At 67.9% G+C, this 10875-nt stretch carries 12 protein-coding genes; 7 read left to right on the top strand and 5 right to left on the bottom strand.

From position 1 onward, the window contains the following. The first annotated feature begins 140 nt into the window (after positions 1 to 140). From rsmG to ACRDPS_RS04795, 5 genes are all read left to right on the top strand, one after another. Positions 141 to 938, top strand: coding sequence for a 16S rRNA (guanine(527)-N(7))-methyltransferase RsmG (gene rsmG / locus ACRDPS_RS04815; protein ID WP_431500490.1), 798 nt, complete (start codon positions 141 to 143; stop codon positions 936 to 938). Between the two features lie 72 nt (positions 939 to 1010). Continuing rightward, positions 1011 to 1133, top strand: a complete 123-nt coding sequence (locus ACRDPS_RS04810) for a hypothetical protein (protein ID WP_431500489.1) — start codon at positions 1011 to 1013, stop codon at positions 1131 to 1133. A 12-nt stretch (positions 1134 to 1145) separates the two neighbouring features. Continuing rightward, positions 1146 to 2138 (top strand): ParA family protein, encoded by a 993-nt coding sequence (locus ACRDPS_RS04805; protein WP_431500488.1) that lies wholly within the window; start codon positions 1146 to 1148, stop codon positions 2136 to 2138. Next, the gene (locus tag ACRDPS_RS04800) at positions 2135 to 2257 is read left to right on the top strand and encodes a hypothetical protein (RefSeq protein WP_431500487.1); all 123 of its coding nucleotides are present in this window, start codon (positions 2135 to 2137) and stop codon (positions 2255 to 2257) included. Before ACRDPS_RS04805 ends, ACRDPS_RS04800 begins: the two co-directional genes overlap by 4 nt. After that, positions 2250 to 3290, top strand: coding sequence for a ParB/RepB/Spo0J family partition protein (locus tag ACRDPS_RS04795; protein WP_431500486.1), 1041 nt, complete (start codon positions 2250 to 2252; stop codon positions 3288 to 3290). Before ACRDPS_RS04800 ends, ACRDPS_RS04795 begins: the two co-directional genes overlap by 8 nt. Before the next feature lie 302 nt (positions 3291 to 3592). On the opposite strand, the gene ACRDPS_RS04790 is transcribed toward ACRDPS_RS04795, so the two are convergent. After that, on the bottom strand, positions 3593 to 4909 hold the full coding sequence (locus tag ACRDPS_RS04790) for a PLP-dependent aminotransferase family protein (protein WP_431500485.1): 1317 nt from the start codon (positions 4907 to 4909) through the stop codon (positions 3593 to 3595). 67 nt (positions 4910 to 4976) lie between these two features. Between ACRDPS_RS04790 and ACRDPS_RS04785 the strand changes: the two genes are divergently transcribed. Further along, positions 4977 to 5633, top strand: coding sequence for a GNAT family N-acetyltransferase (locus ACRDPS_RS04785; RefSeq protein ID WP_431500484.1), 657 nt, complete (start codon positions 4977 to 4979; stop codon positions 5631 to 5633). Positions 5634 to 5650: 17 nt separating this feature from the next. Beyond that, positions 5651 to 5779 (top strand): hypothetical protein, encoded by a 129-nt coding sequence (locus ACRDPS_RS04780; RefSeq protein WP_431500483.1) that lies wholly within the window; start codon positions 5651 to 5653, stop codon positions 5777 to 5779. Between the two features lie 64 nt (positions 5780 to 5843). On the opposite strand, the gene trxA is transcribed toward ACRDPS_RS04780, so the two are convergent. The 4 genes from trxA to murJ form a co-directional block, all read right to left on the bottom strand. Next, positions 5844 to 6173, bottom strand: a complete 330-nt coding sequence (trxA, locus tag ACRDPS_RS04775) for a thioredoxin (RefSeq protein ID WP_431500482.1) — start codon at positions 6171 to 6173, stop codon at positions 5844 to 5846. A gap of 122 nt (positions 6174 to 6295) precedes the next feature. Beyond that, positions 6296 to 7270: a thioredoxin-disulfide reductase gene (gene trxB / locus ACRDPS_RS04770; protein ID WP_431500481.1), complete on the bottom strand. Its 975-nt coding sequence runs from the start codon at positions 7268 to 7270 to the stop codon at positions 6296 to 6298. 116 nt (positions 7271 to 7386) lie between these two features. Continuing rightward, positions 7387 to 9141, bottom strand: a complete 1755-nt coding sequence (locus ACRDPS_RS04765) for a hypothetical protein (RefSeq protein ID WP_431500480.1) — start codon at positions 9139 to 9141, stop codon at positions 7387 to 7389. Positions 9142 to 9246: 105 nt separating this feature from the next. After that, positions 9247 to 10875: murein biosynthesis integral membrane protein MurJ (gene murJ / locus ACRDPS_RS04760; protein ID WP_431500479.1), on the bottom strand; the 1629-nt coding region annotated here is incomplete at its 5' end.

Below are 10875 nucleotides of genomic sequence, written 5' to 3'. Positions count from 1 at the left end.
TGTCGAGACCACTGGTTCGGCGGGTGGGGTGGTCTCGACAAGCTCGACCACCGGAGGGGCTCGACCACCGGAGGGCTCGACCACCGGAGGGTTCGGCCACCGAGTTCCTGGTTCTCTGTTTCACGTGAAACAGTCGGAGGGTGAGCGAGGAAGATGGGGATGCTGGTGGTCTCGACAGGCTCGACCACCTGGGTGTGAGCGAGGAGCGTGAGGAGTTGGGCGGTCATCTCGGCAAGCTCGACCCCCGGGCGGCGAAGGTGTTCCCGGCGGAGCGGTTGGAGCTCGCGGAGAGGTACGCCGCTTGGCTGGCTGACGCGGGAGTCGTGCGCGGTCTGATCGGGCCGAGGGAGGTGCCGCGTCTGTGGGATCGGCACATCCTCAACTGCGCGGTGCTGGGGGAGGTGATCCCCGAGGGAGTGACGATGGCGGACATCGGGTCAGGTGCCGGGCTCCCCGGGCTCGTGCTCGCGATCGCTCGCCCGGATCTGCGGATCACTCTGATCGAGCCGCTGCTGCGGCGTACGACCTTTCTCGAGGAGGTCGCCGAGGATCTCGGGCTCGAGAACGTCGCGGTGCTGCGGGGGAGGGCCGACGCCTTCCACGGAGAGCTGGCGTTTGACGTGGTCACCTCCCGTGCGGTCGCCGGGCTCGGCAAGCTGCTCGACTGGTCGATGCCGCTCGTGGCCCCGACGGGCGCGCTCGTGGCGATGAAGGGGTCGAGCATCGAGGCGGAGATCGACGAGGCCGGTCCGGCGCTCGAGAAGTGGGGATGTGCTCCCCCGAGCGTCTCGGAGCTCGGTGTTGGCGTTTTGGAGACAACAACTGTCGCGGTTCGGGTGGTTTGGTCCGATCCCGCACGGGTAGATTGGCCGCCGGTCCCGAAGGGCGGCCACAAGAGGTCCAAGGACGGGCCTCGAAAAAAGAAGCGACGCCGCTGAGGCGGTCGAGCTTCTCAAGACCAAGTCGATCCGGTGGTCGAGCTAGTCGAGCGGTGTATCGAGCTTGTCGAGATGACCACGACATCTCCGCACGCAGAGGTGATCTCGACAAGATCGATCATCGGCCGTACGTGGGTGGTGGTCATCTCGACAACCTCGATACACCGCTCGACAGGCTCGACCACCGATGACTGAAGATGAGGGAAGATGCCGTACGACGACGAGAGCGCCCCGGGCGCTGTTTCACGTGAAACCGACGAGCCGGTGTCGATCCGGCTCCGTACGGCCGGCGACATCGCATCGTTCGAGAACGACTTCACGGCGGAGGCGACACCTCTGGCGGCAGCGGCGGAGCACACGCTCCTGGCACGTGGCGCCGCGAGCAATCGGCCGCCGCTGCCCCGGCCGGCCAGCACGCGCGTGATCGTCTCGGCGAACCAGAAGGGCGGCGTCGGCAAGACCACCTCGACGGTGAACATGGCCGCGGCCCTGGCCCAGCTCGGCCAGAAGGTTCTGGTCATCGATCTCGACCCGCAGGGCAACGCCTGCACCGCGTTCGACGTCGACCACTTCCAGGGCACACCCGGGACGTACGAGGTGCTGGTCGAGGGTGCCGCCATCGATGACGTCGTCGTGCCCGTCCCGAAGCTCGATGGTCTCGAGCTCGTCCCCGCGACCATCGATCTGGCCGGTGCCGAGGTCGAGCTCGTCGAGGAGGAAGGCCGCGAGCAGCGCCTGAAGACAGCGCTCGCCGGGTCGCCTCGTGTGGGTGACGGCCCGGACCGGTGGGACTACGTCCTCATCGACTGCCCGCCGTCCCTGGGTCTGCTGACGGTCAACGCACTGGTGGCGAGCACCGAGGTGATGATCCCGATCCAGGCGGAGTACTACGCGCTGGAGGGTCTGGGTCAGCTCCTGCGGACCGTCGAGATGGTGCGAGCGGCGCTGAACCCGACACTGACGGTCTCGTCGATGCTGATCACGATGTACGACGCCCGGACCCGCCTCGCCTCGCAGGTCGCGGACGAGGTGCGCGAGCACTTCGGTGACACCGTCATGCGCACCTTCATCCCCCGCGCCGTGCGCGTCTCCGAAGCGCCCTCGTTCGGCCAGACGGTGATGACGTACGACCCCGGTTCGCCGGGTGCGCTGAGCTACCTCGAGGCGGCCAAGGAGCTCGCCAAACAGGGCCAGCAATGACGGCCATCGAGCCGGCCATCGAGCCAGTGGTCGAGCCGGTGGTCGAGCCGGTGGTCGAGCTTGTCGAGACCACCAACAAGCAGCACAGAACCGACATGGGGGACACGAAAGATGAGTAAGCAGCCGCCAAAACGTGGTCTCGGACGGGGTCTGGGATCACTGATCCCGACCGCTCCAGCAAGTGCCGGAAATGGCTCGGCGACAGGCGTTTCTGTCCAGCCGGACGTCCGTCATTCGGACCTTTCCGCTGGGGAGACTTCTGGCCCATCCGTGGACCCTGGGTCCACCGACCCATCGGAAGGCCGCCAGATCGAGAATTCGGATCTGGCGCCCGTTGCCGGGGCATATTTCGCCGAGCTGCCGGTCAAGCAGATTCATCCCAACCAGGTTCAGCCTCGTCAGGTCTTCGACGAGGAGGCGATGGCCGAACTCGTCCATTCCATCGGTGAGATCGGGCTTCTGCAGCCCATCGTCGTCCGGAAGACGGCCGCGGAGTCCTACGAGCTGGTCATGGGTGAGCGCCGTTGGCGTGCGACCCAGCAGGCCGGCCTCGATGTGATCCCGGCGATCGTCCGCGAGACCGACGACACCGACATGCTCCGGGACGCGCTCCTGGAGAACCTGCACCGTTCGCAGCTGAATCCCCTCGAAGAGGCGGCCGCCTACCAGCAGCTCCTCAGTGACTTCGAGTGCACGCACGACGAGCTCGCTCAGCGCATCGGTCGGTCCCGACCGCAGATCTCCAACACGATCCGGCTGCTGAAGCTCTCTCCTTCGGTCCAGCGCAGGGTGGCCGCCGGCGTACTCTCAGCGGGCCATGCTCGCGCGCTGCTCGCGGTCGACGGCGAGGCACAGCAGGACAAGCTGGCCCAGAAGGTCGTCGCCGAGGGCATCTCGGTGCGAGGCCTGGAGGAGATCGTCGCGCTGGGCGATCCTGACGGGGACGCGTTCGCCACGCCGCGGGTCACCCGCCCGAAACCGAGCGCGCCCGGGCTCAAGGAGATCTCCGACCGACTCTCGGATCGCTTCGACACCCGCGTCAAGGTCGATCTGGGCCGCTCCAAGGGCAAGATCACCGTCGAGTTCGCGACCCTCGACGACCTGCGCCGGATCGTCGACCTGATGTCCTCGGACACGAACGGGTCCATTTAGGCATTAAGCGCTAAAGCTCTTTGTCGACAAATACCTAGATCCGGTCATCGAGGTCATCGAGGTCATCGAGCGCCATCCGGTCATCGAGCTTGTCGAGATGACCCTCCCGTTGGGTGGTGGTCTCGACAGGCTCGACCACCGGGGCGTTCGGTCATCGAGCGCCACCCGGTCATCGAGCTTGTCGAGATGACTCTCCGGTCGGGTTGGTGGTCTCGACAAGCTCGACCACCGGGGCTTCGGTCATCGAACCTGTCGAGATGACCTCTGAGCCGTCTCGACAGTCCCGACGACCGGGAGGGTTGCTACTGCGTGTTCGTGGAGGGGTGCTCAGCGCCGCGGATGGGGAGTCCGGGGATCGGGCCGGTGGCACCGAAGGTCTCCAGGAGCTCCATCTCGGCCTCGATGACACCCGCCAGGCGACGTACGCCTTCTCGGATCCGCTCCGGGGTGGGATAGCAGTAGGAGATCCGCATCGAGGATGCCCCGAAGCCGTCGGCGAAGAAGCCGGTGCCGGGGACGAACGCGACGCGGGCGGTGACCGCACGTGGGAGCATCGCCTTGGTGTCGATGCCCGCCGGGAGCGTCAACCAGACGAAGAAGCCGCCGTCGGGCTTGGTCCAGGTGCAGGCGGCCGGCATGTAGGCCTCGAGAGCGTCGAGCATCGCGTCGCGGCGCTCGCGGTACATCTCCCGCATCTGCTTGATCTGGCCCTGCCAGTCGTGGTTGGAGAGGTAGGCCGAGACCGCCATCTGGTTGAACGGCGGCGGGCAGAGCGTGGCGGACTCTTGCGCGAGGACCAGCTTCTCCCGGATCGCGGAGGGCGCCAGCGCCCAGCCGACGCGAAGGCCGGGGGAGAACGTCTTGGAGAAGGAGCCGAGGTAGATGACGCCGGGATCCTGGGCGCGCATCGCCGGGCGAGGCTCGTCATCGAAGCCGAGGAGGCCGTACGGGTTGTCCTCCAGCACCAGGATGTCGTGCCGTCGGCAGATCTCGAGGATCTCGCTGCGGCGCTCGACGGTCATGGTGACGCCGGTGGGGTTCTGGAAGTTGGGGATCGTGTAGAGGAACTTCACCTTGCGACCCGAGGCCTTGGTCGAGACGATCGCCTGCTCCAGCGCGCTCGGGACCAGGCCGCTGGCGTCGACCTCGGCATGCACCACGTCGCACTGATAACCCTTGAAGACGCCGAGAGCCCCGACGTACGAGGGGGCCTCACAGATCACCACGTCGCCGGGGTCGCAGAAGACCCGGGTGACCAGGTCGACGGCCTGCTGGGAGCCGACGGTGACGACGACGTCGTCGGGGTGGGCCTCGATGCCCTCCAGGCGCATGACGTCGCAGATCTGCTCCCGCAGCGCCGGGTCGCCCTGACCGCCGCCGTACTGCAGCGCGGTCGCGCCCTGGGTCAGGATCAGCTCGTTGAGCGAGTCACCGACCACGTCCAACGGCAGGCTGGAGATGTTGGGCATGCCACCAGCGAGCGAGACGACCTCCGGGCGCGCGGCCACGGCGAAGAGTGCCCGGACCTCCGAGACCGTCATGCCCGCGGTGCGCGCGGCATAGCGATCCGCGTACGGATCGAGTCGGGATGATGTTGCGCGCTGGGGAAGATCAGTCATGGTGTCACCATCATGAAGGATCGCATACGCTGGTGAAAGAGTCTTAACCAAGGATCAGAGGTGAGACGTGGCACGCCGCATCCTCCCGCTGACGCTGGACCTCTTCGCCGAGGTCCCGGCGCCGTGCCGCGCCTGCCTGTTCTGGGAGCGCGATCCTGTCGGCCACCGCCGTGTCGACTCCTCGCAGGCGATCGGAGTGAAGGAGGCATGGATCTCCGAGGTGCTCCGCGAGTGGGGGTCGTGTGGGCGGGTGGCCGTGATCGACGGTACGCCGGCGGGCTTCGTGCTCTACGCACCACCGGTCTTCGTCCCGCGGGTGGCATCGTTCCCCTCCGGCCCGGTCTCCGCCGACGCCGTCCTGATGACCACGGTGTGGATCGACCCGCGTCGGGCCGGCGGCGGGATCGGCCGGATGCTGGTGCAGGGGATGGCGCGTGACCTGGTGCAACGTGGTCAGTTCCGCGCGATCGAGGCCTTCGGGGACGTCGGGCCGCTGAGCGGCATCCACGGACGGCGTTGTGCCGCCCCCGCCGACTTCCTGGGCCGGGTCGGCTTCAAGACCTTCCGCGAGCACCCCACCGTCCCGCGGATGCGGATGGACCTGAAGCAGACGGTCACCTGGATCGACGACTTCGAGCAGGCGTGGGAGCGGCTGCGGGACGTCGTACGCCCCCGCAGCCACCCCTCCCCGGCGTCATCCGAGCTTCACCGCGACGCCGAGTGAAGGTTTCCCGTGAAACGGTGGTCGAGCCTGTCGAGCCCACAGCACCCCTGGTGGTCGAGCCTGTCGAGACCACAGCACCCCTGGTGGTCGAGCCTGTCGAGACCACAGCACCCCCGGTGGTCGAGCCTGTCGAGACCACGACCTGACCACGCACCAAATGACGAAGGCCCGCCACCAACCAGGTGACGGGCCAACGTACGACAGCGGAGGTCAGCCGATGAACTCCTGCAGCTCCTTGAGGAGCGCAGCCTTCGGCTTGGCGCCGACGATGGACTTCACGACCTCGCCGCCCTGGTAGACGTTGATGGTCGGGATGCCGGTCACGCGGTAGTTGGAGGGGGTGACCGGGTTCTCGTCGACGTTCATCTTGGTGAAGGTGACCTTGTCACCGTGCTCGCCGGCGAGCTCCTCGAGAATCGGGGTGACCTGGCGGCACGGGCCGCACCACTCGGCCCAGAAGTCGACCAGCACGGGCTTTTCGGACTTCAGGACCGTCGAGTCGAACTCGGCGTCGGTCACGGCGGAGATGTTGTCAGCCACGATGGGTTCCTTCTCAGTAGGGACGGTGTTGGGGAGGTCTGTGGTCAGAACGCCGGGCCTATGTCGCACATTCCCGGCTCTGGTGGTCGAGCCTGTCGAGACCACCACAGTAAAGGCATCGATCAGACCGCGACGGCAGCCGCGTCGGTGTGGGCCCGGTGGGCGAGATACTTCTCGGCGTCGAGCGCGGCCTGGCAGCCGGTGCCGGCAGCGGTGATCGCCTGGCGGTAGACGTGGTCGACCAGGTCACCGGAGGCGAAGACGCCCTCGATGTTGGTGGCCGTGGTGTCTTCCTTGGTCAGGACGTAGCCGTCGTCGTCGAGGTCGACCTGGCCGGTGAGCAGCTCGGAGCGCGGGATGTGGCCGATCGCGATGAACAGGCCGTTGCACTCCAGGTCGCGCAGGTCGCCGGTCTTGGTGTCCTTGACGGTCACGCTCTCGACCGAGAGCTCGCCGTTGATCGACTCGACCACCGAGTTCCAGGCGATCTCGAGCTTCGGGTCGGCGAAGGCGCGCTCCTGCATGATCTTGGAGGCGCGCAGCTCGTCGCGGCGTACGAGCAGGGTGACCGAGGAGCCGAAGCGGGTCAGGAAGAGGGCCTCCTCCAGCGCGGAGTCACCGCCGCCGACGACCACGATCGGCTTCTGCCGGAAGAAGAAGCCGTCGCAGGTCGCACACCAGGAGACGCCCTTGCCGGAGAGCTCGTCCTCGCGTGGCAGGTCGAGCTTCTTGTAGCCCGAGCCGGTCGCCAGGATGACGGACTTCGCGTAGTGGGTGTCGGTGGCGGTCTTGATGACCTTCACCGCTCCGGTGAGGTCCATCTCGATGACGTCGTCGGGCTCGAGCTCGGCACCGAAGCGCTCGGCCTGGGCGCGCATGTTGTCCATCAGCTCCGGACCCATGATGCCGTCACGGAAACCGGGGAAGTTCTCCACGTCGGTGGTGTTCATCAGGGCACCACCCGCGGTCACCGACCCCTCGAAGACGAGCGGCTCCAGCCCGGCGCGGGCGCTGTAGACCGCTGCGGTGTAACCCGCGGGGCCGGAGCCCACGACGATCACGTTGCGGGGGTCTGTCGGGGACGACGGGGTCGGCATCTTTGTGGCTCCTCAGGTGTGGCTGGCGAACTGCACAACAGATCGTAGGCGACGAACATTCCAGGCCCCTGAACGCCGAGGCGTCACTCGCCTCGGCCGACGGGGGTGACGTGTCGTCAGGAGACGGGGGTGCCGAGGACCTGGACTTCCTTGACCTCGGTCCGGTAGCCGCCGTCAACCTGAGGCAGACCGGTCATCCAGACGAGTGCGTAACTGCCTTCGGGAGCGTCGTCGAGCTTGATTTCGCCATTGGTGCCGACACTGCCCTTGGCGGCGGGGGCGCCACTCGGGTCATCGGTCCACGGGGAATCACCGACATAGACCTCGATGTCGGTCGGCTCACCGATCATGTTGAACTTCAAGGAATCCACGGCGTACTCGTCCTTGAGGTTGAGCACGAGGCCGATGCCGGGCTTCAGCGAGCGCGGCCGGTCACCGATCTGGTCGTTGTATCGCTGCGTACGCCACGCCAGGCCGTTCGCGTCGCCGTCAACGACAAGATCGACGAGGTCGGGGGTCTCGGTGGGCGGGTCGCCGTGGGGGTCGAGGTCCTTGGCGGTGATGCCCTTGATGGGGGCCGGCTTGGCGGCCGCGGTGTTGTCGCCGCCGTTGTTGCCGGCGCTGGGGTTCTCGGTGCTCGTCTTGGGGTCGCCGTTGACGAGGTTCCAGGCGATCGTGCCGGCGATGAGGACCATCACCACGAGCGCGACGCCCATCGCGACGCGGAGCCAGCTGCCGCCGGGCTTGCGGTTGTAGTCGGGCTCCTCGGCGATAGGTACGTTGGCGCCGGTCCAGGCACCACCCTGCCAGCCGTTGTAGGAGGCGTCGGGCGCCACCGGACGGCGGGCGGCCGGCTGGGGCCGGGCAGTACGCGGAGCCGGCGTGTAACCCGGGGTCTCGTCCGCGAAGAGCGGCTTGGACGGGGTCGGGTCCTGCATGGGGGGCGGCGACGAGGGCCGCTGGCGCTGGGGGCGTACGACATCCGGCGCGACTCCGATGGCGTTCGCACCCGCGGGGGCCTCGGTCGGCTCCATCTTCGGCGGCGGAGCCATCGCCTGGGTGTCCTCGTCGACCGAGGAGGGCCGGTTGACCGGAGCGGCCGGCTCACCGGAGAAGCCGGCGAGCGTGGAGTGCAGCTCGGCGGCGCTCAGCGGAGCCATGGCGGCACCGCTGCCGAGGACCCGGTCGCACAGGTCGTCGAGCGGGCGCGGCACACCGGCGCGCACCTGCCGGGGACGCAGCACCTGGCCGTGGTCACGCGGAGCCGGCGGCATCGAGGACAGGGTCTCGCCGGCCCATTTGCCGGTCAGGGCGGCGTAGAGCACCCCGACGGCGTCGACGCGGTCGCGTCGCTGGGAGTCGCGGGTGTCGGGGTCGATCCCGTGCAGCGCGGCGTCGACACCGAAGCCGATGACGCGTACGGCACCGAGGTCGTCCAGGAGCACGGCCTCGGGGTTGAGGCGGCCATGGGCGTGACCCTGTTCGTGGGCCAGGACCAGCAGGTCGGCCACCTCGGAGGCTATCCAGGCGGCCTGCTGCGGCGGCAGCGGTCCACCGGCGGCCAGCGCGTGCTCGAGCGAGCTGCCGGCTCCCCATTCGTTGACGACGTACGCGACCTGGTCGGTCTGGGCGGCGTCGAGGACGCGCAGCATCCGCGGGTCGCCGATCGCGGCGGAGTTGCGGGCCGCGGCCATCAGGCGCGGCGCCCGCTCGTCGCGGGCGTCGAGAACGTGCACGGCAACCGGGCGCCCGAGCACCGCGTCCTGGGCGCGCCAGAAGCGTCCCTCGCGCGACTCGGTCAGCAGATCCGTCAGCTGGTATCTGCCGGCGAGGACGTCGCCTGATTGCGTGAACTCCATATCGAGCCCCATTCTTTCAGACCTTGCCAGACAATGCGGAGCCGTGACGTTGGTCGAGATCTCTACCTGTCGAGTCCTCGGATGGTCCCGACAGGCTCGACCACCAGGATTCGATGGTCAGCGGCGCAGGCGACGTGCGACCTGTTGGACCATCGTCGTCAGCTCCTTGACCTGGGCAGCCTGCGCCCCGAGGAGCAGCATGCCGAGATGCAGCGACCCGACGATAGCGGCACCGATCAAGGCCAGCACCATCGTCGGCTCGTCGTTGATGACGCCCAGCCCGGTGCGCAGCAGCCACGCGGCGGCGGCCGCGACGAGCGTGATCATGACCAGGCGCGCGAGGAAACCGAGCAGCCCGCGACCGTCGAGGTCGCCGAGGGTGCGTTTGAGCACGACGTACGAGACGACGGAGCCGACCAGGTAGGACAGCGAGTAGGCGCCGGCCAGGGCGGGTGCGGTGTATTCCGCCGAGAGGGCCCGGGTCAGCAGCACCGCGGCGACGATGTTGGTGGAGGCGACCGCGCACTGGATGAAGAAGACGGTGCGGTTCTGCTCCAGCGAGTAGAAGCCGCGCAGCAGCAGGTAGTGGATCGTGAAGAAGACCAGCCCGGCCGCGAAGACCGACAGCGTCGGGGCGTAGTCGCGGAACGCGTCCGCGCCGGCGCCGTAGCCGAACAGGATGTGCGCGATGTCCTCGGAGAGCACCGGCAGCAGCGCGGCGATCGGGATCACGATGGCGAGGGCGTTGCGGAGCTGGCGCGACAGCGTACGTCCCAGCTCGGGCAGCTCTCCGGCGACGCCGTGGCTGGAGAGGAGCGGCAGGATCGCCGTCGCCAGCGAGACGGTGATGATCGAGTGGGGCACCTGGGTGACCAGGAAGCTGTTGGAGTAGACCGTGTAACCGGTGCCGCCGCCGGCGGAGCCGGTCGAGGCGAGCCGGGTCACGATCGTGTACGCCACCTGGTTGACGATCACGAAGAGAACCGTCCACATCGCCAGCCGCCCGGTCTGGGACAGGCCCGCACCGCGGAAGTCGAAGCGCGGCCGGAAGCGGACGCCGGCCTTGCGCAGCACCGGCAGGAGCAACAGGAACTGGAGCGCGATGCCGAGAGTCGAACCCAGGCCCAGGAGAGTCTCCTGGCCGACGGTGAAGCCACCGACGTCGGACGGCCCGAAGACGACCAGATAGACCACCAGGGTCGAGATCGCGATGATGTTGTTGGCGATCGGTGCCCACATCATCGGGCCGAAGCTGCCGCGGGCGTTGAGCACCTGCCCGACCAGCACGAACATCCCGTAGAAGAAGACCTGGGGCAGGCACCAGCGGGCGAAGTCGATGGTCGACTCGAGCTGGGCCTCGTGATCGGCGGAGTACCAGTCGCCGCCGAGGTAGAGGCGCATCAGCAGCGGCGCCCCGAGCACCAGGAGGATCGTGACCACGCCGAGGAAGAGCCCGGCCAGGGTGATGATCCGGTCGGTGTAGGCCGCCCCGCCGTCCTCGTCGTTCTTCTGCGCCTTCACCAGCTGCGGCACGAGCACCGCGTTGAAGACACCGCCGGCCAACAGGATGTAGAGCATGTTGGGGACGGTGTTGGCGATGGTGAAGACGTCGGCGTGCAGACCGGAGCCCAGGGCGGCGACCAGGAGTGCGGAGCGGATGAACCCGCTCGCCCGGGAGAAGAGCGTCCCCGCGGCCATCACCGCGCTGTTGGCCAGGACCGAGCTTCCGCCGGACTTCTGCTCGGT

The sequence above is a fragment of the Nocardioides sp. genome, assembly GCF_050699375.1.
GTDB lineage: Bacteria > Actinomycetota > Actinomycetes > Propionibacteriales > Nocardioidaceae > Nocardioides.
This window is presented reverse-complemented; position numbering and strand designations above follow the sequence as displayed.

Bases quoted from the DNA above. Each gene is read 5' to 3' on its own strand.
- ACRDPS_RS04810 (WP_431500489.1), top strand. From the start codon at position 1,011: ATGACCACGACATCTCCGCACGCAGAGGTGATCTCGACAAGATCGATC.
- ACRDPS_RS04805 (WP_431500488.1), top strand. From the start codon at position 1,146: ATGCCGTACGACGACGAGAGCGCCCCGGGCGCTGTTTCACGTGAAACC.
- ACRDPS_RS04800 (WP_431500487.1), top strand. From the start codon at position 2,135: ATGACGGCCATCGAGCCGGCCATCGAGCCAGTGGTCGAGCCGGTGGTC.
- ACRDPS_RS04795 (WP_431500486.1), top strand. From the start codon at position 2,250: ATGAGTAAGCAGCCGCCAAAACGTGGTCTCGGACGGGGTCTGGGATCA.
- ACRDPS_RS04790 (WP_431500485.1), bottom strand. From the start codon at position 4,909: ATGACTGATCTTCCCCAGCGCGCAACATCATCCCGACTCGATCCGTAC.
- trxB (WP_431500481.1), bottom strand. From the start codon at position 7,270: ATGCCGACCCCGTCGTCCCCGACAGACCCCCGCAACGTGATCGTCGTG.
- ACRDPS_RS04765 (WP_431500480.1), bottom strand. From the start codon at position 9,141: ATGGGGCTCGATATGGAGTTCACGCAATCAGGCGACGTCCTCGCCGGC.